31 protein-coding genes, 1 pseudogene and 1 riboswitch are annotated in these 24940 nt (G+C 29.8%); of the genes and pseudogenes, 16 read left to right on the forward strand and 16 right to left on the reverse strand.

Annotated features, from left to right (window positions below):
* Nucleotides 1-4: 4 nt before the first annotated feature.
* The gene (iolE, locus tag ACIJYA_RS04505; protein WP_435087538.1) at nucleotides 5-907 is read right to left on the reverse strand and encodes a myo-inosose-2 dehydratase; all 903 of its coding nucleotides are present in this window, start codon (nucleotides 905-907) and stop codon (nucleotides 5-7) included.
* Between the two features lie 137 nt (nucleotides 908-1044).
* Here iolE and iolG point away from each other — a divergent pair, with 137 nt between their 5' ends.
* The 10 genes from iolG to ACIJYA_RS04555 all read left to right on the forward strand — a co-directional run bounded on the left by iolG (nucleotide 1045) and on the right by ACIJYA_RS04555 (nucleotide 8226).
* On the forward strand, nucleotides 1045-2046 hold the full coding sequence (gene iolG / locus ACIJYA_RS04510) for an inositol 2-dehydrogenase (RefSeq protein ID WP_435087540.1): 1002 nt from the start codon (nucleotides 1045-1047) through the stop codon (nucleotides 2044-2046).
* 1 nt (nucleotide 2047) lies between these two features.
* A complete protein-coding gene (locus ACIJYA_RS04515; RefSeq protein WP_435087542.1) occupies nucleotides 2048-2902 on the forward strand; it encodes an SDR family oxidoreductase in 855 nt (284 codons plus the stop codon).
* 19 nt (nucleotides 2903-2921) lie between these two features.
* Nucleotides 2922-3884 carry an aldo/keto reductase gene (locus ACIJYA_RS04520; protein WP_435087544.1) on the forward strand — a complete coding sequence of 321 codons (963 nt, stop codon included), beginning with the start codon at nucleotides 2922-2924 and terminating at the stop codon, nucleotides 3882-3884.
* A gap of 142 nt (nucleotides 3885-4026) precedes the next feature.
* A complete protein-coding gene (locus ACIJYA_RS04525; RefSeq protein ID WP_271490833.1) occupies nucleotides 4027-4350 on the forward strand; it encodes a GYD domain-containing protein in 324 nt (107 codons plus the stop codon).
* A gap of 142 nt (nucleotides 4351-4492) precedes the next feature.
* Nucleotides 4493-5485: a GTP 3',8-cyclase MoaA gene (gene moaA, locus ACIJYA_RS04530; RefSeq protein ID WP_435087547.1), complete on the forward strand. Its 993-nt coding sequence runs from the start codon at nucleotides 4493-4495 to the stop codon at nucleotides 5483-5485.
* Between the two features lies 1 nt (nucleotide 5486).
* Nucleotides 5487-6032, forward strand: coding sequence for a cyclic pyranopterin monophosphate synthase MoaC (gene moaC / locus ACIJYA_RS04535; protein ID WP_435087549.1), 546 nt, complete (start codon nucleotides 5487-5489; stop codon nucleotides 6030-6032).
* 11 nt (nucleotides 6033-6043) lie between these two features.
* Nucleotides 6044-6313, forward strand: a complete 270-nt coding sequence (locus ACIJYA_RS04540) for a MoaD/ThiS family protein (RefSeq protein ID WP_435087550.1) — start codon at nucleotides 6044-6046, stop codon at nucleotides 6311-6313.
* Nucleotides 6313-6765 (forward strand): molybdopterin synthase catalytic subunit, encoded by a 453-nt coding sequence (locus ACIJYA_RS04545; protein WP_435087552.1) that lies wholly within the window; start codon nucleotides 6313-6315, stop codon nucleotides 6763-6765. Before ACIJYA_RS04540 ends, ACIJYA_RS04545 begins: the two co-directional genes overlap by 1 nt.
* The gene (msrP, locus tag ACIJYA_RS04550) at nucleotides 6752-7657 is read left to right on the forward strand and encodes a protein-methionine-sulfoxide reductase catalytic subunit MsrP (RefSeq protein ID WP_435087553.1); all 906 of its coding nucleotides are present in this window, start codon (nucleotides 6752-6754) and stop codon (nucleotides 7655-7657) included. Before ACIJYA_RS04545 ends, msrP begins: the two co-directional genes overlap by 14 nt.
* Nucleotides 7657-8226: a sulfite oxidase heme-binding subunit YedZ gene (locus ACIJYA_RS04555; protein ID WP_435087555.1), complete on the forward strand. Its 570-nt coding sequence runs from the start codon at nucleotides 7657-7659 to the stop codon at nucleotides 8224-8226. Before msrP ends, ACIJYA_RS04555 begins: the two co-directional genes overlap by 1 nt.
* Before the next feature lie 3 nt (nucleotides 8227-8229).
* Here the strand turns inward: ACIJYA_RS04555 and ACIJYA_RS04560 are convergent, their stop codons facing one another.
* On the reverse strand, nucleotides 8230-8577 hold the full coding sequence (locus tag ACIJYA_RS04560) for a DUF779 domain-containing protein (protein WP_435087556.1): 348 nt from the start codon (nucleotides 8575-8577) through the stop codon (nucleotides 8230-8232).
* Nucleotides 8578-8621: 44 nt separating this feature from the next.
* Nucleotides 8622-10173, reverse strand: a pseudogene (locus ACIJYA_RS04565) (aldehyde dehydrogenase family protein).
* A 310-nt stretch (nucleotides 10174-10483) separates the two neighbouring features.
* On the opposite strand from ACIJYA_RS04565, the gene ACIJYA_RS04570 reads away from it, so the two are divergent.
* Nucleotides 10484-10729, forward strand: coding sequence for a DUF1244 domain-containing protein (locus tag ACIJYA_RS04570; RefSeq protein ID WP_435087558.1), 246 nt, complete (start codon nucleotides 10484-10486; stop codon nucleotides 10727-10729).
* Here the strand turns inward: ACIJYA_RS04570 and moaB are convergent, their stop codons facing one another.
* Entirely contained in the window at nucleotides 10730-11230 is a 501-nt protein-coding gene (gene moaB / locus ACIJYA_RS04575; RefSeq protein ID WP_435087560.1) for a molybdenum cofactor biosynthesis protein B, read from the reverse strand.
* Nucleotides 11231-11244: 14 nt separating this feature from the next.
* On the opposite strand from moaB, the gene ACIJYA_RS04580 reads away from it, so the two are divergent.
* The 3 genes from ACIJYA_RS04580 (at nucleotide 11245) to ACIJYA_RS04590 (ending at nucleotide 13687) form a co-directional block, all read left to right on the forward strand.
* Complete coding sequence (locus tag ACIJYA_RS04580) at nucleotides 11245-11991, forward strand: sulfite exporter TauE/SafE family protein (RefSeq protein WP_435087562.1); 747 nt, start codon at nucleotides 11245-11247, stop codon at nucleotides 11989-11991.
* A gap of 38 nt (nucleotides 11992-12029) precedes the next feature.
* On the forward strand, nucleotides 12030-12620 hold the full coding sequence (locus tag ACIJYA_RS04585; protein WP_435087563.1) for a putative 2OG-Fe(II) oxygenase: 591 nt from the start codon (nucleotides 12030-12032) through the stop codon (nucleotides 12618-12620).
* Between the two features lie 92 nt (nucleotides 12621-12712).
* Nucleotides 12713-12776, forward strand: a riboswitch (SAM riboswitch).
* 8 nt (nucleotides 12777-12784) lie between these two features.
* Nucleotides 12785-13687 carry a homocysteine S-methyltransferase family protein gene (locus ACIJYA_RS04590; RefSeq protein ID WP_435087565.1) on the forward strand — a complete coding sequence of 301 codons (903 nt, stop codon included), beginning with the start codon at nucleotides 12785-12787 and terminating at the stop codon, nucleotides 13685-13687.
* On the opposite strand, the gene ACIJYA_RS04595 is transcribed toward ACIJYA_RS04590, so the two are convergent.
* Together ACIJYA_RS04595 and ACIJYA_RS04600 are read right to left on the reverse strand one after the other, a co-directional pair.
* Complete coding sequence (locus ACIJYA_RS04595) at nucleotides 13680-14567, reverse strand: DMT family transporter (RefSeq protein WP_435087566.1); 888 nt, start codon at nucleotides 14565-14567, stop codon at nucleotides 13680-13682. The genes ACIJYA_RS04590 and ACIJYA_RS04595 overlap by 8 nt on opposite strands.
* Entirely contained in the window at nucleotides 14564-15046 is a 483-nt protein-coding gene (locus ACIJYA_RS04600) for a YbaK/EbsC family protein (protein ID WP_435087568.1), read from the reverse strand. The genes ACIJYA_RS04595 and ACIJYA_RS04600 overlap by 4 nt, the downstream gene beginning before the upstream one ends.
* Nucleotides 15047-15181: 135 nt before the next feature.
* Here ACIJYA_RS04600 and glnA point away from each other — a divergent pair, with 135 nt between their 5' ends.
* Nucleotides 15182-16588, forward strand: a complete 1407-nt coding sequence (gene glnA, locus ACIJYA_RS04605) for a type I glutamate--ammonia ligase (RefSeq protein WP_435087570.1) — start codon at nucleotides 15182-15184, stop codon at nucleotides 16586-16588.
* 7 nt (nucleotides 16589-16595) lie between these two features.
* Here glnA and ACIJYA_RS04610 read toward each other — a convergent pair whose 3' ends face one another.
* From ACIJYA_RS04610 to ACIJYA_RS04650, 9 genes are all read right to left on the reverse strand, one after another.
* Complete coding sequence (locus ACIJYA_RS04610) at nucleotides 16596-16766, reverse strand: hypothetical protein (protein ID WP_435087572.1); 171 nt, start codon at nucleotides 16764-16766, stop codon at nucleotides 16596-16598.
* 66 nt (nucleotides 16767-16832) lie between these two features.
* Nucleotides 16833-17168: a HesB/IscA family protein gene (locus ACIJYA_RS04615; protein ID WP_435087574.1), complete on the reverse strand. Its 336-nt coding sequence runs from the start codon at nucleotides 17166-17168 to the stop codon at nucleotides 16833-16835.
* Nucleotides 17168-17467, reverse strand: coding sequence for an SUF system Fe-S cluster assembly protein (locus ACIJYA_RS04620; RefSeq protein WP_435087576.1), 300 nt, complete (start codon nucleotides 17465-17467; stop codon nucleotides 17168-17170). Before ACIJYA_RS04620 ends, ACIJYA_RS04615 begins: the two co-directional genes overlap by 1 nt.
* A 1-nt stretch (nucleotide 17468) precedes the next feature.
* Nucleotides 17469-17933 carry a Fe-S cluster assembly sulfur transfer protein SufU gene (sufU, locus tag ACIJYA_RS04625; RefSeq protein WP_435087578.1) on the reverse strand — a complete coding sequence of 155 codons (465 nt, stop codon included), beginning with the start codon at nucleotides 17931-17933 and terminating at the stop codon, nucleotides 17469-17471.
* Nucleotides 17930-19150, reverse strand: a complete 1221-nt coding sequence (locus tag ACIJYA_RS04630; RefSeq protein WP_435087580.1) for an aminotransferase class V-fold PLP-dependent enzyme — start codon at nucleotides 19148-19150, stop codon at nucleotides 17930-17932. The genes sufU and ACIJYA_RS04630 overlap by 4 nt, the downstream gene beginning before the upstream one ends.
* Entirely contained in the window at nucleotides 19147-20385 is a 1239-nt protein-coding gene (gene sufD, locus ACIJYA_RS04635; protein WP_435087582.1) for a Fe-S cluster assembly protein SufD, read from the reverse strand. Before sufD ends, ACIJYA_RS04630 begins: the two co-directional genes overlap by 4 nt.
* On the reverse strand, nucleotides 20385-21119 hold the full coding sequence (gene sufC / locus ACIJYA_RS04640; protein ID WP_435087584.1) for a Fe-S cluster assembly ATPase SufC: 735 nt from the start codon (nucleotides 21117-21119) through the stop codon (nucleotides 20385-20387). The genes sufD and sufC overlap by 1 nt, the downstream gene beginning before the upstream one ends.
* On the reverse strand, nucleotides 21120-22562 hold the full coding sequence (gene sufB, locus ACIJYA_RS04645; RefSeq protein ID WP_435087586.1) for a Fe-S cluster assembly protein SufB: 1443 nt from the start codon (nucleotides 22560-22562) through the stop codon (nucleotides 21120-21122).
* Between the two features lie 3 nt (nucleotides 22563-22565).
* On the reverse strand, nucleotides 22566-22991 hold the full coding sequence (locus ACIJYA_RS04650; RefSeq protein ID WP_435087588.1) for an Rrf2 family transcriptional regulator: 426 nt from the start codon (nucleotides 22989-22991) through the stop codon (nucleotides 22566-22568).
* Between the two features lie 149 nt (nucleotides 22992-23140).
* Between ACIJYA_RS04650 and ACIJYA_RS04655 the strand changes: the two genes are divergently transcribed.
* The gene (locus ACIJYA_RS04655) at nucleotides 23141-23785 is read left to right on the forward strand and encodes an alpha/beta hydrolase (RefSeq protein WP_435089263.1); all 645 of its coding nucleotides are present in this window, start codon (nucleotides 23141-23143) and stop codon (nucleotides 23783-23785) included.
* Here the strand turns inward: ACIJYA_RS04655 and ACIJYA_RS04660 are convergent.
* Nucleotides 23782-24930: an anhydro-N-acetylmuramic acid kinase gene (locus ACIJYA_RS04660; protein WP_435087590.1), complete on the reverse strand. Its 1149-nt coding sequence runs from the start codon at nucleotides 24928-24930 to the stop codon at nucleotides 23782-23784. The genes ACIJYA_RS04655 and ACIJYA_RS04660 overlap by 4 nt on opposite strands.
* Between the last annotated feature and the right edge of the window lie 10 nt (nucleotides 24931-24940).

The raw sequence follows: 24940 nt of genomic DNA on the forward strand, positions 1-24940 counted from the left end.
AAAATTAGTTTTGAAAAACTTCTAAGTTACTTTTTTTAAGAGTTTCTGTTAAATATTTATAGCCGATCTTTGCATATTCAAAAGGATTTGCTTTTGAAGGATCTTGTTCCGCTTCTACCACTAACCAACCTGAGTAATTTTTTTCTTTCAATACATCGAACAAAGGCTTGTAATCAATACATCCATCACCTGGAACTGTAAATGCACCCTCTAAAAATGCCCCTCTAAAACTTAAATCTTCTTTCAAAGATTTTTCTAAAACATTTTTTCTAATATCTTTACAATGCATATGAATTAATCTTTCACTAAAATCATTTAATATTTTTAACGATTCTCCTTTAGCAAATAACATGTGACCAGTGTCTAATGTAAGTTTTACACTATCATGCGTGTTTTCAAGCAATCTCACTGTATCCTCTTCAGTCTCTATTACAGTGCCCATATGATGATGGTAAGCAAGTGGCATCCCTTCATCTTCAAGATATTTTCCCATTTCTGAAATTTTTTCATAGTATTTTTTAGACTCTTCAAGATCCATTTGAGGTCTTGTAGATAATTTTCGATTTGGATCTCCTTGGATTGAATCGGAAACTTCAGCAAAAACCATACAAGGTGAATTGCAATCTTTAAAAAGTTTTAACTGATCTTGAATTAAATTTTTTTCTTCATTTACATTATTTGTTCTTAAATTAGCTCCATACCAACCTGAGCAAAGATTTAGGTTAAATTTATTAAGTTTGGGAATTAATTCTTCTGATTTTTTTGGAAATTTACCACCAGACTCAATTCCAATAAATCCTGCCTGACTAGCTTCAGACAAACATTGTTCTAAAGAAGTGTCACCTCCCAATTCAGGCATATCATCATTACTCCATGCAATTGGTGCTATTCCTAATTTAATTGACATATAAAATTATTAAAAATTAAATGCATTTCTAAATTATGATCTTTTGTGCATCAAGAAAATTATCTTTATAATTGATATTTAATTCATCTTGAAAAATTGTTTCTTGATTTCAATCTTTAATTCTGTTGTAAATTCTTATGATTAACTTTTCTTTAATGGGAGCAGGACGGATTGGAAAAATGCATGCTAAATTTATAGCATTACATCCAAAAGCAAAATTAAAATATGTATATGATGTTAATTCTCAGTTTGCCGAAGAAATATCAAAATCAACAGGGTGTTTAATAGCATCTTCACCAGAAGAAGCTATAAAGGCTGACGATATAGACGCAGTTCTAATAGCATCGGCTACTCCAACTCATACTCAATTTATTACAATGGCAGCGAAAGCAGGAAAAGCAATTTTTTGTGAAAAGCCAATTGATTTAGATATCAATAAAGTAAATGAGTGTATGGAAAATATTAAGGGAACAAACGTTCCTATTCAAATTGGTTTTAATAGAAGATTTGATGCCAGTCATGCAAAGGCGCAACAGGCAAAAGTAAAAAAAGAAATTGGTGAATTGGAAATGGTTGTTATTACAAGTAGAGATCCAGAGCCACCAGGAATTGATTATTTAAAAGCTGCAGGAGGATTTTTTAGAGATACTACTATCCATGATTTTGATTTAACTAGATTTATATTAGGGGATGATCCTGTAGTTCAAATATCTGCATTTGGAGATGCTTTATTTGATAAAAATGTGCAACAAGAAAAAGATCTGGATACTGCTATGTTTATTTTAAAGTCAAAAAATGGAGTTTTAATTCATATAAATAATTCTAGAAGAGCTGTATATGGGTATGATCAAAGAGTAGAGGTTTTTGGTAGTAAAGGTATGGTAATTTCAAACAATCAAACCCCTACATCCATACAAAGATATACAAATACATCTACTGATGAAAAAGAACCTATACATTTCTTTTTTATTGAAAGATACGAGCAAGCTTACAGAGATCAATTTAATGAGTTTGTAAAATGTGTTGAAGATAAAACAAAACCATTAGTTGGATTTGAAGACGGCAGAAACGCTTTGATAATAGCTAATGCAGCATACGAGTCGCTTGAAAGTGGTAAAGCAATAGATATAAAATTCTAATATGTCCAATAAATATATATCTGAACAATCTAACCAATTTAAAAATAAAATAATAATTGTAACAGGAAGTACTCAAGGAAGTGGAGCTGAGACTGCAAAATTACTAGCAAGCAGAGGTGCTAAGGGAATAACTATTTGTGGAAGAAATAGCGAAAAAGGAAATAAAGTAAAATCTGAATTAGAAAGCATAGGTACAGAATGCTTATACGTTCAAGCAGATTTAGAGAAACTTACCGACTGTAAAAAAATAGTTTCTGAAACTGACAAAAAGTTTAATACAGTAGATTCTTTTATTAATGTAGCTGCTTTTACCGAGAGAGGAACGATCTTAAGCACAACAGAAGAAAATTATGATAAAAATTTTAATGTAAATGTAAAAGCTCCCCTTTTTATGATGCAAGACGTTATAAAAATAATGATTAGAGATAAAAAAAAAGGAACTATTGCTCATATTTTATCAATGGCCGGATACAGTGGTATGCCTTTCTTAACTGCTTACAGTTCTTCTAAAGCAGCATTAGCAATAATGATTAAAAATGTTGCAAATTCAGTTTCCGGGCATCAAATAAGAGTAAACGGAGTAAATTTGGGATGGACAGACACACCAGCAGAAACCGTAATTCAAAAAAAATTTCACAACGCAGATGATGATTGGCTAAAAAAAGCTGAAGCCAAAGTTCCTTTTAAAAGATTAAACAAACCTTTGGATGTTGCAAAGATCTTAGCTTTCTTATGCTCAGAAGAGTCAGGAATTATGACCGGAAGCATTGTTGATTTTGATCAAACTGTTGCAGGATGGCATTCATATTCAGCATATGACACCAAAATATTAGATGATAGTATTTTAGGTGAGTGAACCTAATTTAAATTAAATGATGAAAAAAAATAAAATTAAAGATACGGGTTTAGAAGTTACAGAATTGAGTTTTGGAACATCCTCTTTGGGGAGTATGCCAGATACTTATGGTTATGAAGTACCGGAACTAAGAGCTCAAGAAACGCTAAAAAGATTTTTTCAAGGGCCAGCTAATATGCTTGATACGTCAAGAAATTACGCAATGGGTGAAAGTGAAAAAAGAATTGGAAAAGCAATTAAAGAAAATGGAGGATGGCCTAATGGTTTTCTTTTATCTACAAAACTAGACAGAAATATGGACACCTTAGTTCTTGATAAAAACAGAGTTAGAGAATCATTAGAAGAAAGTTTAAAAACTTTAAATGTAGACTCAGTTGATATTTTATTTTTACATGATCCAGAATACGCAAAAGACATTACTGATATTACAAAAAAAAATGGAGCAATGGATGAGTTATTTAAAATTAAAAATGAAGGTCTTGCTAAAGCAGCAGGTGTTGCAATGGGTAAAGTAGATATTATGTTTCCTTTGCTAAAAGATTGGGATTTTGACGTGATAATTAATCATAACAGATATACCCTAATAAATAGAGAGGCTAATGAAATGTATGATTATGCTTCTAGTAAAAATATTGCAATTTTTAATGCTGCTCCATACGCAGGAGGAGTTTTAGCAAAAGGTCCTGATAACTTTAAAAAAGTAACCTATCAGGATGCTACGGAAGAGAAATTAGCCCCTGCTCGTGAGTTTGAAAAAGTTTGCAAAAAACATAATGTTGAATTAGGAGCAGCTGCACTTCAATTTTCTTTAAGAGATAATAGAATTACCTCAACGATATGTGGTGTAACTAGTGTTGAAAGCATAGAAAAAAATTTGGCTTGGGCAAATGCTGAAATTTCTAGTGAATTTTGGGATGAAATATCAAAACTACCATTTTCTACTAATGACCCAGAATCTGAAAGAGTTTTCACATCGGGATAATTTTAAAAGATTACAAATAAACTATACATAAAGTTGAGTTTAAAGAAATGGTACGACTTAACAGTTAAAAAATGCTGTGGATATATCTATTGCAATGACTCTGTTTTTCTATTTTAATTAGTCAAATTGAAAGGAGGTCTTAATGGCTAAGTTTTATATACTAGGAAGATATACGGATAAAGGTCTTGGAGGTTTTGTAAGTAATCCAGATACAGATCGAAAAGCTGCTACTACAGCTTTAGCTGAAGCAGGTGGTGCAAAACTTACTGGCTATGCTGGTTTAAGAGGCAAGTATGATTTCATGGTAGAAGTCGAAGGTACTTTTGATCAAGCAGCTGCATCAGGAATGGTTGCGGTTTCAAGTGGGGCTGTAACTGACTTTACCGTATTAGAATCTATTGACTTGAATGGTATTGCAAAAATTGCAAACAAAATGGTTGGTGGCTACAAAGAACCAGGTAAATAATTACAAAAAAACTCTTCCTCTATTTTTGTAGAGGAGGAGTTAAATATCTCTATAACAATGACAATCTCTTTAAATTATATAATTTTTTTTTCTTAAAGAATTTTATTCATATTATATAAAATCATATATATTATAATTGTTTATGAATATTCTTAAAGATAGCTTTGGTAGAAGATTTCCATACATTAGATTGTCAATTACAGATGTGTGTAATTTTAAATGTGGATACTGTTTACCTAATGGATATAAAATTGAAAAAAGTGATAATAGAACTTTCATCAATACTGATGAAATTGGTAGATTGGCAAAAGCACTGTCACAACTTGGTGTTTCAAAAATTAGACTTACTGGTGGTGAGCCAACAGTCAGAAAAGATTTTTTTGAAATAGTTAAAATTTTAAAAAAAAATTCAGGGATCAAAAAAACTGTAATAACTACCAATGGTTATAGGTTAGACAAAATTGCAAATGATATAAAAAATAGCGGTTTAGATGGAATTAATATCAGTATTGATAGTTTAAATGCTGATACTTTTAAAAAGATTACTGGTCATGATAGATTGGAAGAAATTCTTAAAGGTGTCAAAAAGCTAAAAAATTTAGATTTCAAAAATATTAAAATTAACGCTGTTTTACTAAAAGGAGTAAATGATTCTGATAAAGATTTTAATGATTGGGCTGAATTTATAAAAAATAATGAAATTGATTTTAGATATATAGAGTTGATGCAAACAGGAGAAAACCTTGACTATTTCAATAGATATCATGTTCCAGCAAAAAAATTTATTGATTATTTAAACAATAATAATTGGGTTATCCAAACATTTGGTAAAGATGCGGGACCATCAAAAAACTATTTAAATCCAAAGTTTAAAGGTAAATTTGGTGTTATCGCTCCATACTCAGAAGATTTTTGTAAAAGTTGTAATAGGTTAAGAATAACTGCAAAAGGTGATTTAAGATTATGTTTGTTTGGTAACACTGGAATAAATATTAGACATTTAATGCAAAAAGATAGTCAATTAGAAGAGTTAAAAGATTTGATTTTAAAACAGCTTAACTTTAAGAAAGAATCTCATTATTTAGAGATCGGTGAAACTGGTTTAACAAAGAATTTATCAACTACTGGTGGTTAATATGAAGAATTTAAAAGTAATAAAAAATAATGAGTTAAAAGATTGGGCAGAAGAAATTTTCAAAAAAAATTCTTTTAACATGGTTGATGTTTCAGCCAAAAAAGAAACGCACAGAAGAGCTTTAGCCTCTGGCAAAATTTTTGTTGGTAAAGAAGTATTTAATCTAATTAAAAATAAAGAAATGCCTAAAGGAGACCCTGTATCTTTAGCAGAAGTTTCTGCAGTTTTAGGAGTTAAAAAAACTAGTGAATTAATTCCTTTATGTCATCCACTACCAATCGACCATACAGCTTCTAAAATTATTATGCACGATAAAGATAACACACTTGAAGTGTTTTGTGTTGTTTCTGCATATGCAAAAACAGGTGTGGAAATGGAAGCAATTATGGGAGTAAATGCTGCTTTAATAACTATTTACGATTTAAGTAAAATTGTTAATCCTCATTTAAAAATTCATGATGTTAAGCTATTAATCAAAGAAGGTGGAAAAAGTGGTTTGTGGAAAAATCCAGAAGGGCTACCTAATTTTTTAAAAGAAATATTTTAATTAAAATATTAATGAAGGTACAGATTGAGCTATTTGGGGCAAGTCGAGACTTTAGTGATAAAAATTTTCTAGAATTCGAAATAAAAAAAAATTCAACAATTAAAGATATTAAAAATAAAATAATAGAGTATTTAGACAAAAATTTTATAGGTAATGAAAATTTTAAAAAGATTGTAAATTCATCTGTATTTTGTTCTAAAAGTAACAATATTGTCAGCGACAATTATAAAATAACAAGTAATGAAAAAATTGCTATTATACCCCCTATTGGAGGAGGTTAATGCTTCATACAAAAGTAATAAATATAAAAGAAAAAAAACTTTCAATTTTAGAAGCTGAAAATTTTATTTCATCTTCTCAATTTGGAGCTTCAATCTTTTTCTCTGGAACTGTAAGAAATCAAAATGATAATAAAAGTGTAGTAGGAATAACTTATGACAGTCATGACGCTCTTGTTATAAAAAGTTTTGAAGAAATTTACAATGAAGCTGATCAAAAGTTAAACATTAAAGATAAAGCAGTATTTATTGAGCATGCAAAAGGATATTTGAATCTCGGAGAAATTAGCATTATCATTGCTATTGCATGTAAGCATCGTGATGAAGCGTATGCTTTGTCTAGATATGTTATTGAAGAAATTAAGAAGAGGTCCCCAATTTGGAAAAAAGAACATTATACAAATAATGAAAGCGAATGGTTGAAAGGTAATCCAATAGTTCATGAAAAAAATTAAATATTCAGAAATTACACCAGAAAAAATTTATAATAACAGGAGATCCTTTATTAAATCGATTAGTATAGGGGCTGGTTCTATTGCAATGACCTCTCTTCCCTTTACTGGAGATGCTTTATCGGAAGAAAAAAATAAAAATACAAGTTACAAAGATATTACCACATATAATAATTATTATGAGTTTGGCACCTCTAAAAGTGATCCCTACATTAATTCCCAGAATTTTAAAACAAAACCTTGGACTATTAGTATTGAAGGTGAAATTGAAAATCCTATCAATATTTCAATGGAAGAAATTTCAGAAATGTTTGTATCAGAGGAAAGAATATATCGTCTTCGATGTGTAGAAGGATGGTCGATGGTAATTCCTTGGATGGGTTTTTCTTTAAGTAAGTTACTATCTAAAGTAACCCTAACTTCTAAAGCTAAATATGTTGAGTTTGAAAGTGTTTATGACCCAGATCAAATGAAAGGTCAAAGATATCCAGTTTTAAATTGGCCTTATAAAGAAGGATTAAGAATTGATGAAGCATTGCACCCATTAACAACTGTAGTAACAGGTTTGTATAATAAAAAACTTCCAAATCAGAATGGGGCACCTTTGAGAATATTTGTCCCTTGGAAATATGGATTTAAAAGTGCGAAAGCTATTGTTAAAATTAAATTAGTAGAAAAAATGCCAACTTCTTCATGGATGTGGGCATCACCCAGAGAGTATGGTTTTTATTCAAATGTTAATCCCAATGTTAATCATCCAAGATGGTCACAAGCTACAGAAAGAATTATAGGAAATGATATTTTTGCACCTAGAGTAAAAACTTTAATGTTCAATGGTTATGAAGAAGAAGTGGCTAGTTTATATACTGGTATGGATTTAAAAAAATTTTTTTAATGAAAAGATTTTTAAAACCAAGTGTTTTTATTTTAAGCCTTTTTCCATTTTTAATAATTACTTATAAAATTTTTTTTAATCAACTAGGGCCAGAACCTGTAAAAGAGATAACTCATCATACTGGTGAGTGGACGTTAATATTTATTATTTTAACATTAGCGATGACACCTTTTAAAAAAATTACAAAATTAAATGTCTGGATATCATTAAGACGTATGCTTGGATTGTTTGTTTTTTTTTATGCTACAATTCACATGTTAACATACGTGGTTATTGATTATCGTTTAGATTTACAAAGTATTTCAAAAGATATTTTTACAAAAAGATTTATCTTTGTTGGATTTGCAGCATGGCTCTTATTGACACCTCTTGCTTTAACTTCTTCAAAAAAAGCAATGATGTTATTAAAAGATAAATGGAAAAAAATTCATCGATTGATTTATATTATTGCAATATTAGGGGTGGTTCACTTTATTTGGTTGGTTAAAAAAGATTTAACAGAACCACTAATTTATATGGCAATAATATTAATACTTTTACTATTTAGATTTAAATTCAAAAAAGTTTAATAATTAATTTATATTTGTGTTTTCTGGAATACAGATCTCTGATCTAGTCAAAAATCTTCTTCCAGTTCCATTGTCTAAAGAAAACATTCCACCCATTCCCTTAATACAATCAATAATTAAATCTGTATTTTTCCATGCCTCATGTTGAGTTTCACTAATATAAAAGGGAATATCTCCAATTTTACCAACTAAAACATCATCGTCACTTACTTGAAATTCTTTGACAGGATAACACATTGGAGCACTACCATCACAACAACCACCTGATTGATGGAATAATAAATCATTACCATGAGTTTTTTTTAAATCTTCTATTAACTCAAGTGCTGTAGGTGTGGCTGAAACTTTCATTTTTATGTGGCCCGTATTTATTACGGGCCAATATAATATATCTGTTAAAAGAAGCCTAATTTTTTTTCACTGTAAGACACGTGTAAATTCTTAACTTGTCTATAGTGATTAAGCATCATTTTATGGGTCTCTCTACCGATTCCAGATTGTTTGTAACCTCCAAAGGCAGCGTGAGCTGGATAAGCATGGTAACAGTTTGTCCAAACTCTACCAGCTTGGATTCCTCTTCCCATTCTATAAGCAACATTTCCATTTCTAGTCCAAACACCTGCTCCTAAACCATAAAGAGTATCATTAGCAATTTCTAATGCATGTGCTTCATCTTTAAATTTAGTGACAGATACAACTGGTCCAAAAATTTCTTCTTGGAAAACTCTCATAGAGTTGTCACCTTCGAAAATAGTAGGCTGAATGTAATTTCCTTTTTCCAAACCACTGTTTAAGTTGGCAACTTCACCTCCACAAAGAACTTTAGCCCCCTCTTTCTTACCTAGATCAAGATAAGATTTTATTTTTTCCATCTGTTCTAATGATACTTGAGCTCCAATCATAGTTTCCATTTTTAAAGGATTGTCTTGAGTTACAGCTTTTGTTCTAGCAACAGCTCTTTCCATAAATTTATCATAGATAGAACTCTTGAACCAACACTCTACTTGGACAAGTGCAAACTTCACCCTGGTTAAGAGTAAACATTGCAAAACCTTCCATGCACTTATCAAAGAAATCATCATCTTGATCCATAACGTCTTCAAAGAAAATATTTGGAGATTTTCCACCTAATTCTAAAGTGATTGGAATTAAGTTTTGTGATGCGTATTGCATAATCAAACGTCCAGTTGTTGTTTCACCAGTAAAAGCTATTTTTCTTATTCTTTTTGATGAAGCTAATGGTTTACCTGCTTCCAAACCAAAACCACTCACAACATTAACTACTCCTGGAGGTAACAAATCACCAATAAGTTCCATTAAAAGTAAAATAGATGCTGGTGTTTGTTCAGCTGGTTTTAGAACTACACAATTTCCTGCAGCTAACGCAGGTGCAAGTTTCCATGTTGCCATTAGTAAAGGAAAATTCCAAGGAATAATTTGTCCAACAACACCAAGTGGTTCAGGTATATGGTAGGAATATTCACTGTTACTTATTTCAGAAACAGAACCTTCTTCAGCTCTTATCACTCCTGCAAAATATCTCCAGTGATCTACAACTAACGGTAAATCAGCAGCCATACATTCTCTAATTGGCTTACCATTATCTAAACACTCTGCGGTAGCTAATAGTTCTAAATTTTTTTCAATAACATCAGCTATCTTAAGTAATATATTTGATCTTTCAGTTATTGATGTAATTCCCCAAGTAGGAAATGCAGCATGTGCTGCATCTAATGCTGATTCAACATCTTTAGAATCAGATCTTGGAACTGAACATATAACCTCATTATTAATTGGGCTTACATTGTCAAAATATTTACCTGATTTAGGCTCAACAAACTTACCACCAATAAAATTTCCATATTTTTCTTTATAAGGAAACTTTACTTTTAAGTGAGATGTATCCAGTAAAGGAGACTTCCCAGCTTGTACTGTTTCTGTACTCATTATTTTTACCTCTCTATTTTTTTTGTTTATGATCTTATTTTTTTTTGTAGATATTTTAGAACGTTTCTTGGTCGCAGACGTTTTTGTAGCAACTTTTTTTTTTGTTTTGATTTTTTTTCTAGAAACTTTGACTTGTTTAGCCTTTTTTTTCTTAGTTTTTGAGTTTGCTATTTTTTTTTCTTAATAGCCATGGGAATAGTTAACTAAGGTTTTGTATCAAAGTCTATTTGTAATATATTTTATATTCTACTTTTGATTGCATCTAATACTACATCTTGTGCTCATAAAATAACTGACTAATAGTAAGTTTATGAATGATAATAAAAAAATAGAAATTCAATCAGCAACATTTGAAAGATTGTTAAAACATTTGGATGAAAGAAAAGATGTTCAAAATATTGATTTAATGAATTTAGCTAACTTTTGTAGAAATTGTTTGTCTAGGTGGTACAGAGAAGAAGCTGAAAAAAAAGGTGAAACTATATCTGATCCAGATGCAAGAGAACATGTTTATGGAATGCCTTATTCAGAGTGGAAAGAAAAATATCAAAAATAATTATTTTTCTTTCAGTCTTGGAAATAACTCAACAAAATTACAAGGTTTATGATTAATATCTAATTGATGTTTTAAAATTCCATCCCATGCATCAATAACACCACCAGAAGAACCTGGTAAAGCAAAAACATATTTACCATTTGCTAATACTGCGCATGCCCTAGATTGTATTGCAGAAGTTCCTACTGTTTTAAGACTTATTGTTCGAAAAACTTCTCCAAAACCAGGTATTTGTTTGTCTGCAACCTCTTCTATTGCTTCTGGGGTAATATCTCTTCCAGTAAGCCCTGTTCCTCCAGTAGTGATAACCACATCAATATCTTTTTTATTAATCCAATCTTTTAAAATTAAAACAATATCTTCTTTGTTGTCTTTACATATTTTTCTATCAATTAATTTATGGTTAGCTTCTTTAATTTTTTCTACAAGAATAGCTCCAGATTTATCATTATCAAATGTTCTGGTATCTGTTACAGTCAATAAAGCAATATTTACATTCATAAAATTTTTTAAGCATGATTATATTATCAATATTTTTTCTTATAACATCAATATTATATTCTAGTGTTGGTTTTGGAGGTGGGTCTACTTATCTGGCTTTAATGTTAATATGGGAAATTCCTTTTTACATCATTCCAATATTGGCATTATGTTGCAACATCATTGTGGTTTCGGGTAATTCAATAAATTATATAAAATCTGGTAATTTTAGTCTCAATCTTCTTTTACCCTACGTAGTGGGGTCTGTTCCTTTGGCATTTTTTGGTGCTTCATTATCAATTTCAAAAGAATTATTTGAAATATTGTTATTTATAATTTTAACTATTGCTGGAATTCTATTATTAAATAGAAGTAAATTTTTTGATAGTAATAAAATTAAGATAAATCAAATCCCAAAAAAAATATCTATTCTTATTGGTTGTGTCATAGGATTTATTTCAGGAATTGTAGGTATCGGTGGCGGTATCTTTTTAAGTCCAATACTTTTTTTAATAAAAGCTGGTTATCCAAAACAAATTGCTACAACTGCATCCTTATTTATTTTAATAAATTCTATTTTTGGAGTGGCTGGACAATTAACAAAAGATATTGTTTTAAATCAATTCTTAAATTTCTGGCCTCTTTTCTTGGTAGTCTTTATGGGTGGTCAAATTGGTAATTTTTTAAATATTAAGTTTTTATCGAATAAAACCTTGTCCTTAATTACATCTTTATTGGTCATATTTGTGGCTATAAGGATGGGTTTAAAGCTATTACCATAATCTTGATTTAATTAACATTTACTATATCTAAACATTCAATGAAAAATATTAAACCTTTTGGGCCAACAATTGGAAGAACAAGAATTTCGAATAAATTTTTTAAATGTCTAAATAATGAGTTTAATGAAAAATCTAAATCAAAAAAAATTGACTATAGTTCTAAATTAGCAAGCCAAATTAAAAAAGAATTAAAAATTTCAGAAAAATTTGTCAAAATAAATCTAGAAAAAGAATTAAAGAACCATATTACAAAATTTTTAAATAATGAAAAAATTAAGAATATAAAAGAAATTAAGATCTTAAATTTATGGGTTGTTCGACAATTTAAAGGTGAATACAACCCTATTCATTACCATGAAGGAGATTTATCAGGTGTGGGTTACTTAACAATACCTAAAGATATGACTAACAATAAAATGGTAAAGAATAAAAAGATTAAAACAAATGGAACTATAGATTTCATAAATGGACAAAAAGGTTTTTTAAGCAAGAGTATATATAATGTGGTACCAAAACTTAAAGAACTTATCATTTTTCCAAATTATTTACTTCATACTGCTTATCCTTTTAATATTAATGGTGAACGTAGATCGTTTTCTTTTAACGCAAAAATTATATTAAAAAAATAATATACAAATACAAATATAATTAGTATAAATAATTTTGCCGATTTGATCTTATTGCGGGCATAAACTGCTAAAAAGAATAATTCCCACAAAATCAATAAGCGAGGTAGTTGAACTATATTGTACACCTAGCATAAAGCTGAAGTACTAAAAAAGTAAGGACTAAAGTGGATTTAAATTTTTTCAAAAAAACAAGGGTGCTAGATGGTGGAATGGGCCAAGAACTTCTAGCAAGAGGCATGAAACCTAACGGAACATTATGGAGTGCTAACGCTATATTAGATGAAAATTACCATCAACTCTTATCTGATACACATAGGGATTTTATAAAAGCTGGTGCTGAAGTAATAGTCACAACAACTTTTACAACAAGACGAAAAAGATTAAGAGATAACAATGTTGAGGAAAAATTTGAATACTTAAATAAAAAAGCTGGTCAAATCGCACATGATGTTAAAAAAGAATTTCCAAATATTCTTGTAGCAGGTGGAATACCTCCTCAAAATTTAACTTACGAGGCAGATGAAAGAAGTGAAGAAGAGATTATTAAAAACTTTAATGAACAGGCAAAATTATTAAATCCTTATGTGGATTTTTTTTATTTTGATGTATGGAGTAGCATTAAAGAATTTAAGTGTGGAATAGAGGCAATTCAAGAATTTAATAAACCTTATCTCATTGGTATTCATATATCTGAAGGTATAAATTTACCGAGTGGTGAAAATATTTCAGATATTAAAAATATTATTGATGAACAATTACTTGGTATTATGCTTTCATGTGTGTCACCTGAAAACTATGAGGCTAATCTTGAGGAGCTAAAAAGTTTAAATGTTCCTTTTGGCTTTAAGATAAATGGGTTTATAACTACTAAACCCAAAAATGGTTACACCTCAACTTTCTCAAAATCTAATGGTAATCCAAATGAATTCTTAGGACAAAGAAAAGATCTTACACCTAAAAAAATTGGAGAAATTGTTAAAAAATTTAAAGATAACGGTGCAACGATATTAGGAGGGTGCTGCGAAACTAGGCCAGCACACATAAACGCAATGGCTGCAGTTAAATAGTTTTTTTATTATCAGCTTTTTTAACAAAATAGATACCAATACAGACAGCTATTAGAGATATTAAAACCTTAATCGTTATTAATTCTTTCAAGAATATATATCCTAGTATAGTGCCAAATATTGGTATTAGATACGATACTTGTGATTGAAAAATTAAACCATTGTTTTTTAAAATTCTGAATCTTAATAACCAAGCAACGCCTGTTGGCACTATACCAAGATATATAACTGATATTAATGAGTCAGTTCGTGGAATTGATTGCCAAGGTTGCTCTATAAAACTCATTAATGGTAATAAAATTATAATTGCCCAAATTAAAATTGACCCTGTTACATTTTCATTTTTTTTCTTACTTATCTTTAAAGTTAAAACGCCACCAACAACATAACAAGTTGAACCGAGCAATATTAGTAATGCTGAGTTGAAATTATTTTTATCAATTAAGATATTATCAGAAAATAAAAATACGATTCCTGAAAATCCAATTAAAATTCCAAATGTTTTTACCAAATTGAACTTTTCATTCTTAGTAAAAAAATGTCCAAGAACAGTAGAGCTTAATGGTGTAGTAGACATTAATATCGCTGCTAAATTACTTTGAACAGACTTTACCCCATATGCTATTAAAAAAAATGGCGCTACTAAGTTGATAAATCCAATCATAGCAAACCAATGCCAGTCCTTTGAAAATGCTTCTATTTTTATATTTTTGTAATAACAAAGAAGTAAAACTGGAATTGCTCCAAAAAAAACTCTTAAAAAAGCAATTGTCACGGGTCCAAATGAATATGTTGCAATCTTAATATTAAAAAAAGCTGACGCCCAAATTAAAGCTAATGTTGTTAATAAGATGTAATCTATTAATTTTGGTTGTCTCATTCTGTTATCTCTTTTATTTCACCGGTAGTTAAAATTTTTAATTGACTAAAATCTATTCTAAAGACACAATTTGGGTGCCCAGCTGCAGCGAAAACCGTTTTAAATCTATTTAAATTACTATCAATAAAAATTTTTACTTTATTTAGGTGCCCAACAGGTGAAACTCCTCCAATTGTGTAACCAGTAATTTTTTTAACATCATTTGGATGGGCCATGGACACATCTTTTTCATCTAAAATTTTTTTAAGTTTATTTAAAGAACATCTTTTATCGCCTGATACCAAACAAAGTACAAAGTCATTACCTGAATTAAATAGTAAACTTTTAACAATTGCCCCAACATTGCAACCTAAAGCTGTAGCCGCATCCTTTGCTGTTCTTGCTGTTTGCTCTAAACAAATAATTTTGAGATTTGGATCAAAATCTTTAATAGTTTTTCCAGCTCTTTTGACTGGTTCTTTTTTTAATAAAGGGTTCACTGTAAATAATTATTTAATAATATTGCATAAATACACCACTTATGTGAAAATTGCATAGGTGTTATTTATTAAATAAGCAATATTTTTCAAGATTATTTTGTTATTTAGCAGTTATAAAATTATACAGGAGATACAATGAGTGCAGCAAATGTTTTAAAATTTATAAAAGAAAAAGAAGTTGAATTTGTAGACTTAAGATTTACAGACCCAAGAGGTAAACTTCAACATCTAACAATGGATGTAACTATTGTTGACGATGAAATGCTAGATGATGGAGTTTTTTTTGATGGCTCTTCAATAGCAGGCTGGAAAGCTATTAATGAATCAGATATGATTTTAAAACCTGACACTTCAAGAATGGAAATGGATCCATTTACCTCTCATAATACATTGATTCTGTTCTGTGATATTTTAGATGCTGTTAAAAAATCCCCTTACGAAAGAGACCCTAGAGGAACTGCTAAAAAAGCAGAGGAATATTTAAAATCTTCAGGTGTTGGTGATAAAGCTTTTTTTGGTCCAGAACCAGAATTTTTTGTGTTTGACGATGTAAGAATTAGCAATGACCCAAATAATACCGGATTTGTTTTAGATAGCAAAGAAGGTCCATACAACTCTGGAAAAGTTTATGAAAATGGAAATATGGGTCATAGACCTCCTGTAAAAGGTGGTTATTTTCCCGTACCTCCTGTTGATAGTGAGCAAGATATGCGAGGAGAATATTTAAAAAATTTAAAAGAAGTTGGAATTAAAGTTGAAAAACATCACCATGAAGTTGCTCCAAGTCAACATGAATTGGGAATGTATTTTGGAACATTGGTTGATCAAGCAGATAATGTTCAATTATATAAATATGTTGTACAAATGGTAACCCACTCATTTGGAAAAACTGCTACGTTTATGCCAAAACCTGTTGCTGGAGATAATGGTTCAGGAATGCATATTCATCAATCTATTTGGAAAGGAAATACACCTGTATTTTCTGGTGATGCATATGCTGGTTTATCAGAAACAGCTCTACATTATATTGGTGGAATTTTAAAACATGCTAAGGCGATTAATGCTTTTGCTAACTCAACAACAAATAGTTACAAAAGATTAATTCCTGGTTTCGAAGCACCTGTACTACTTGCGTATTCAGCAAGAAATAGATCTGCTTCTTGTCGTATACCAATTACATTAAGTAAAAACGGTGCTAGATGTGAAATAAGATTCCCGGATGCTTCTGGAAATCCTTATTTAACTTTTGCAGCAATGCTAATGGCTGGCCTAGATGGAATTAAAAATAAAATTCATCCAGGTGAATCATTTGATAAAGATTTATATGAATTACCTCCAGAAGAAGTTAGTGCTATCCCAACTGTTTGTGGCTCATTAAGAGAAGCTATGGAGAGTTTAGATAAAGATAGAGAATTTTTAACGCAAGGTGGTGTATTTACAGATGATCAAATTGATGCTTACATTGCACTTAAGTTTGAAGAAATTCACAAATTTGAACATGCACCTCATCCTGTTGAATTTGAGATGTATTATAGTAGCTAGTAATTAATTACTGTCTAGTTGTTGCGATTGTATCTTTGTTAACACCTTTTTTCACAACGTAGTCCTGCGTGCCGTTTGCACCAGTCTCTACTTCTTTACGAAGATCTTTAAAAAAAGTTCTTTGCTTTAAAGAATTTTTAAGGCTTTTAACAAGATTTTTAAACTCAAATGTGTTCATACGTGATTCTTACACTAGATATGCAAGATATGCAATACTGATATGCAAATAGTAGGACAATACGTCCTACTCTATCTTAAATGACTCACCACACCCACAACGCTCAGTTTCATTTGGGTTATTAAAGACAAATGATGAGGATAATTCCTCTTTTTTATAATCCATTTCAGTTCCTAGGAGATACATAACTGCTGCAGAATCCACAAATACCTTAACACCTTTTTCTTCAATAACTTCATCGTTTGGATTAGCTTTCTTGGTGTATTCCATAACATAAGACATTCCAGCACAACCACCTGTTTTAACTGACACTCTTACACCTAGTGAGTCTTTTTCAGCATTAGACATAATTTCTTTAATTCTCAATGCTGCATTATCACTTAGTTTTATTATAGGGTTCATTATAGATTTAGCTCCAATTTTGCTGCCTCTGACATCATATCTTTATTCCACGGTGGGTCCCAAACTAATTCAAGATCAACATCATCTATTCCCTCAACTTGCATAGCACCATCTTTGACTTCCTTGGGTAAACTTTCTGCTACTGGACAATTGGGTGTAGTTAATGTCATTTTAATTTTTGCAAAATTATCATTTTCGACTTGAACATCATAAATTAAACCAAGTTCATAAATATTTACAGGCAGTTCTGGATCATAAATCTTTCTGATCTCTTCAATAATTTTTTCTTTTTTTGTCATCTTAATTCTCCGTATTTACTTGATCTTTTTTATTTTCAAAAGCTGAGACTAATGTGTGCCATGATAAAGTTGCACATTTTACTCTCATTGGGTATTGTTTTACTCCAGATAAACACATTAGTTTTGTTTTTTCATCTTCTTCTAGATATTCTGATTTAAGTTCAGGGTTTTCTTTAATCATCCCTAAAAAATCTTCGACAATTTCTTTTGCTTCATTTTCGTTTTTACCTTTAATTAAATCTGTCATAATAGATGCAGACGCCATTGAAATAGCACATCCACTTCCTTCAAAAGAAATATCTTCAACTATCATTTGTCCATTAAGTTTTAAATAAACATGAACATTATCTCCACATAAAGGATTGTTACCTTTGGCATCTTTATTGAAACCATCAGTCTTCCTCAAATTTTTTGGATTTTTACCATGTTCCAATATTATTTCTTGATATAATTCTTTTAAATTCATTTTAAATTAAATATTTTTTTACAGTTTTTAATTGAGTCGTTAAGCTTATCTAAATCATCTTTTGTATTATATATTCCAACTGATGCCCGTGCACTAGCAGGTATATTTAATTTATCATGTAATATTTGGCAGCAATGATGTCCTGCTCTTATAGCAACACCATCTTCATCTAAAATAGTTGCAATATCATGGGGATGTATACCTTCAATAGTAAAAGATAAAACCCCACCTTTGTCTTTAGGGCTTCCAATTAATTTAACAGAATTATTTTTTTGTAAAAGATCTTGACCATATTCAACTAATTCTGCCTCATGTTTCATAACATTGTCTATTCCAACACTCTCTAAAAATTTAATGGATTGGTCAAATGCTATAACTTGTGCCGTAGCCATCGTACCAGCTTCGTATTTATTAGGTAAATCACCGTAAGAAATCATATCTTTTTTAACTTCTTTGATCATGCCACCACCTCCTTGATATGGCGGCAACTCCTCTAACCATTTTTTCTTTCCATACAAAACACCCAACCCAGTTGGACCATACATTTTGTGACATGAAATAGCATAAAAATCACAATTAAGATCTTGCATATCTAGTTTTAAATGAGGTGCGCCCTGACAACCATCGACTACAACTACTATGTTTTTAGAGTGAGCAAGCTCGGTTATTTCTTTAATTGGTAAAATAGCACCTGTAACATTTGATAAATGTGTGATTGAAATTACCTTTGTTTTAGGTGTCAATTTTTTTTCTATTTCTTCTAGTGTGATTTCACCTTCTTCATTAATTTCTGCAAAATTAATTTTAATATTTTTTGATTTTCTTAAAAAATGCCAAGGAACATAATTAGAATGATGTTCTAGTTCTGTAATAAGTACTTCGTCTCCTTCTTGAAGAAAATTTTGACCCAAAGTATTTGCAACTAAATTAAGTGCCTCTGTAGCACCTTTTGTAAAAACAATTTCATTTTTATCTTTTGCATTAATATATTTTTGAACAGAGCTTCTTGTCCCTTCATATAAATTAGTAGCAGCAACAGCAAGAAAATGAACACTTCTTCCTACATTGGAAAATTGCTTTGTATAAAATTCATTTATTCTATCGATTACAACTTTTGGTTTTTGTGAGGAGTTTGCACTATCTAAATAAACTAGATCATTATTTTGAATTTTTTCATCAAAAATTGGAAATTCTTTTTTTATATTATTTATGATCATTCTTGAATGCCTGTTAATTTTTTAACTAAGGATTTTACACTTTCATTTGTAATCTTTTCGACAACCTCATTTAAAAATCCATTTGTTAATAGTTTTTTTGACTGAGCATGACTTAGACCTCTAGACATTAAATAAAAAATAGAGTTTTCATCTATATTACCTGAAGTTGATCCATGAGAGCATTTTACATCATCAGCATAAATTTCTAATTCAGGTTTTGCATTAAACTCCACATTATCATTAAGCAATAGTGCTCTACTTAGCTGATAGCCATCAGTTTTTTGAGCTTTAGAGGCTACATAAATTTTACCTTGATAAACTCCTTTGGAATTTTCATTTAATACACTTTTTATTAATTGATAACTTTTACAATTTTCTTCGTTATGGTTTATCGAAGTTTTGATCTCATGGTGTTTTTTATTATCTAAATCAATAACCCCATTAAGTACAACTGAGCCATGATCGTTATTAAGAGAACAATTAATATCGTGTTTTGCAAATTTTGAACCTTTTGATAAAATAAAATACTCTAAATGACTATTTTTATCTAAATCAATATCTTTAAATGAATACTTAATATTAGATGTTGGATTGATGTCTAAACTATAATTTTTAAGAGTAGCATTTTTACCGATATTAATTTTTTGTCTAAAATTTAAAAAATTATTATTTGTAGTTTCGTTTGAAATGTTGATTACATCTATAGAAGTGTCATCTTCAAGATCAATGTCTAGTCTCATGTTTAAACCGTAACAGTCTAAATCTGATGTTAAATAATTGTATAAAACCAATGGTTTTTGTAACTGATAACCCTTATTAATTGTGATTTTAATATAGCTAGAAAGAAAGGCAGTATTTAAGTTTAGTAACACATTTTCATTCAGTTCATTATCCAGTTCTAAATTTTGGTTTATACTAATTTTTTCTTTATCTTCATAACCAAAATCAATCTTAGATACGTTGCCGTTAATAAAAACTATTTTATTATGCTTAAATTCATTAATAAAATCATTATTAATGCTTGATGTATTGTTTTCTTTATAAAAATCTAGTTTTTCAAAATTAGTTGAAATGATTTGGTTTAAATCAGAAAATTTCCAATCTTCAATACGTTTATTTGGAAAGCCTTGTTCTAAAAATTTATTAAAATTTTTTTCTTTAATTTCTTTTTGTGAAATTGAATAATTTCCTTCACTTAGAGATTTTTCAAAATTTAATTTGATTTCATTTTGCATTAATTAAAATCCTCATATCCGACTTTTTCTAATTCTTTAGCTAACTCATAGTCACCTGATTTAATTATTTGACCATTTTTTAAGACATGTACAAAATCTGGTTTAATGTAATCAAGTAACCTTTGATAGTGAGTAATAATTAAAAAAGAATTTTCTTTATTTCTTAACGAATTTACACCTTCCGAAACTATCCTTAAAGCATCAATATCTAGGCCTGAGTCAGTTTCATCTAAAATAGAAAGTTTGGGATTTAAAATTGACATTTGTAAAATTTCATTTTTCTTTTTTTCTCCACCAGAAAAGCCTACATTTAATTGTCTACTTAATATTTTTTCATCAAATTTTAATTCTGCTGTTTTTTGTTTAATCAATTTTAAAAATTCAATAGCATCTAATTCTTTCTCACCTCTAGCTTTTTTAATTGCATTAATCGAAGTTTTTAAAAAAGTATTAGTGTTAACTCCTGGAATTTCTAATGGATATTGAAATGCTAAAAAAATTCCTTTATGTGCTCTTTCCTCTGTTTCTAAATCCAATAAATTTTCACCCTCAAAAGTAATATTTCCATTTACTTCGTACCCTTTTTTTCCTGACAAAATATTTGATAATGTGCTTTTTCCAGAACCATTAGGGCCCATAATTGCGTGCACTTCTCCAGGATTTATATTTAAATTTAATCCTTTTAATATTTCTTTTTCTTCAATCTTTGCTTTTAAATTTTCAATCGTTAACATTTAACCAACACTCCCTTCTAAACTAATTCCAACTAACTTTTGTGCTTCAACAGCAAATTCCATAGGAAGTTGTTGTAAAACTTCTTTGCAAAAGCCATTTACAATCAAGCTAACCGCCTCTTCTTGATTTAATCCTCTTTGATTACAATAATACAACTGTTCATCACTTATTTTTGATGTAGTTGCCTCATGTTCAATATTTGATTTTGGGTTTTTGTTTTTAATGTAAGGAATAGTGTGAGCACCACATTTATTGCCCATCAATAACGAGTCACATTGAGTAAAATTTCTTGAATTATCAGCCTTTGAAGAAATATCAACTAAACCTCTATACATCATATCAGAATTACCAGCTGATATTCCTTTAGAAATTATCTTACTTTTTGTATTTTTTCCTAAATGGATCATTTTAGTTCCTGTGTCTGCTTTTTGATGATTGTTTGTAATTGCTATAGAGTAAAATTCTCCTACAGAGTTATCACCTTTTAAAATACAGCTTGGATATTTCCACGTTATTGCAGAACCAGTTTCAACTTGCGTCCAAGAAATTTTAGAATTTTTTCCCTTACACAAACCACGTTTTGTAACAAAGTTGTATATTCCGCCTACACCATCTTTATCTCCAGGATACCAATTTTGTACAGTTGAGTATTTAATTTCAGCATCATCCAATGCAATCAACTCAACGTTAGCAGCATGCAATTGATTTTCATCTCTCATTGGTGCGGTGCAACCTTCTAAATAACTTACATAGCTTCCTTTATCAGCAATAATTAATGTTCTTTCGAATTGACCAGTTTCAGATGCATTAATTCTAAAATATGTTGATAGTTCCATTGGACATTTTATTCCCTCCGGAATGTAAACAAAAGAACCATCTGTAAATACTGCAGAGTTAAGAGTTGCAAAGAAATGATCTGTTGTTGGTATAACAGAACCTAGATATTTTTTGACCAAGTCAGGATGTTTTTGAATAGCTTCAGACATTGAGCAAAAAATAATTCCTTGTTTAGTTAATTCCTCTTTAAATGTTGTTGCAACAGATACCGAGTCAAACACAGCATCAACGGCTATACCATTTAATCTAGCTTGTTCTTGCAATGGAATTCCAAGTTTTTTATAAGTTTCTAGAAGTTTAGGATCAAGCTCATCAAGGCTCTTGGGTTTATCATCCATACTTTTGGGTGCTGAATAATAATATAAATCTTGATAATCTATTTTTGGATACTTTGGTTTTTGCCAATTAGGTTCTTTTAATTGTTTAAATCTTTCAAAAGCCTTGAGTCTAAAATCAAGCATCCATTGAGGTTCCTTTTTAATATTAGAAATAAACTTTATTATATCATCATTTAAACCTTTAGGCGCTCTTGTGTTTTCAATATCAGTTGAAAAACCATATTTGTAATCTTTTAAATTATCAATTTCTTTTTGTCTGTTATCCATCTTTTAATTACTTTGATTGTTATTGTCTTTTAATAAATCTTCTAAACTTTTCTTTTCAAAAAAACTGTTAATATGTGTTTCCAACTCATCCCAAAGATTGTGAGTAGAGCATTTTGTGGTTTTACCATTACAGCCTTTTTTTGACTCTTTTTTACATTGTACAGTTTTTACCTTTTCATCGACTGCATGAAAAATATTAGTAAGCTTTATCTCGTTCGGTTTTTTAGAAAGCACATAACCACCTTGTGTTCCCCTGGTACTTTGAACGATTTGATTTTTTTTTAATTTAGAAAAAATTTGCTCCAAATAATCCAGAGATATGCCCTGGCGCAAAGAAATGTCTCTCAGCGATACAGGATTAATGCCATCAAACCTGGCTAAATCTGCTAAAGCCATTACTGCGTATCTACTCTTTGATGTTAATTTCATATTACCCTTTAAAATTGTGCGTTTTAAACATACCTGACTAAAATGGTCAAGTATATATTGGTCTAAAAAAACTAACATATTGTCGCTCACTTATGATAAACGTAGTTTTTTTTTGAGAATAATAATCAATATCGCATATGGATAATAAAATTTTAGAAATATTTATTCCAGGTCCCGCTGGAAGACTAGAAGCAAAATACTATAAGAGTAAAAAAAATACATCTCCAATTGCACTAGTGTTACAGCCACATCCTCAATATGGAGGAACTATGAACAACAAAGTTGTGGTAGATACTTTTCATACATTTATGGATAATGATTTTTCAGTATGTAGGGTAAATTTTAGAGGTGTTGGTAAAAGTGATGGTGAGTTTGATAACGGACAAGGTGAGCTTGCAGATGCAGCTGCTGCATTAGACTGGCTTGAAAGAGAAAATTTTGACAACTCACAATGTTGGGTATCAGGATTTTCTTTTGGCTCATTAATTGCCATGCAACTATTAATGAGAAGACCAGAAATAAATAGATTTATCGCAATCTCTCCTCAACCAAATGTTTATGACTTTTCTTTTTTATCACCATGCCCTACCTCAGGACTGATGATTTATGGTAAAAAAGATGAATTAGTCCCTTTAGAATATATTACTGAACTAGACAAAAGATTAAGTGCTCAAAAAGGTATTAAAGTAGAATTTCAATCTGTCCCTGAAGCAAATCATTTTTTTTCAAAAACAGAAGAATCTTTAATTACAAATCTTGATAAATATATAAAAAAAGAAACTGCTCTTTACTAAAAGTTTTTAACTAACTTGCCACCTATTGTAGGTAATTCACAACCAGTAGTTTTTGGATATGATATTGGTAAATTTAAAAATGATCTAATTGCAAGATAACCAAATGCTTGTGACTCGATAAAATCTCCATTTAAATTATAATCCTCAATAGAGTTTAAACTAATATTTTTTTTGTGTAATAAATAATCTTTAACACTTTGGATAAGAAAAGTATTTTTTCTCCCCCCACCGCAAACTAAATATTTTATTGGTTTAATATTGTTTCCATTAGCATGTTCAATACCTTTTGCTATTAGATAGGCAGTAAAATTTGTTATTGTTGCACAACCATCTTCTAATGATAGTCCTCTTGCAAATGAAATATCAAAATCTTTAACATCTAAAGATTTATCAAAACTATCTATTTTGAAGTTATCAATTACTTGATTTAATATTAATTGATTAATTTTACCAGATTTTGCAATTGAACCATTCTCATCAAAATTATTTTTTGAATTTTTTCTTACCCATTCGTCAATCATACAATTACCAGGACCTGAATCAAAAGCTTCTAAGTTCTCTTCTAATTTTTCATCTTTTTTAATTATCTTAGTAATATTAGAAATTCCCCCAATATTAAGAAAGCAAAGAGGAAAATTTATTTGGAGTTTTTCATTTATTCTTTTAGACAATAAGTTATGAAAAATAGGTGTTAACGGGGCACCTTGGCCTTTATTCGCTAGATCTTCTTGCCTAAAATCATAAATAACTCTTTTTTTAACTAATTGGGACATTAATCTTCCATCTCCTAATTGTTTTGAAATCTTTTGCTTAGGATTATGAAAAATTGTTTGCCCATGAAAACCAACAAAATCAATCTCATCTTGATATTTTAATGACATCTCACTAACAATTTTACTGTGAAATATAGTAATTTCTCTTTCAAGCTCGTTTAATCTAGAAGAGTACAGCTTCAAATCATTACTGCTTAAAATTAAATTTCTTAATTTAATTAATTGTTGATGCAAATTTTCATTATATTCAAAATATTCATCTAAAACATTGGTAAATTGATTAAATCCATCTGATCTAATCAATGACACATCAACGCCATCCATTGAAGTTCCACTCATCAACCCAATAGCTGTATATAATTTATTTTTCATTGATATTCTT

The organism is Candidatus Pelagibacter bacterium nBUS_29 (genome assembly GCF_051200905.1).
GTDB lineage: Bacteria > Pseudomonadota > Alphaproteobacteria > Pelagibacterales > Pelagibacteraceae > Pelagibacter.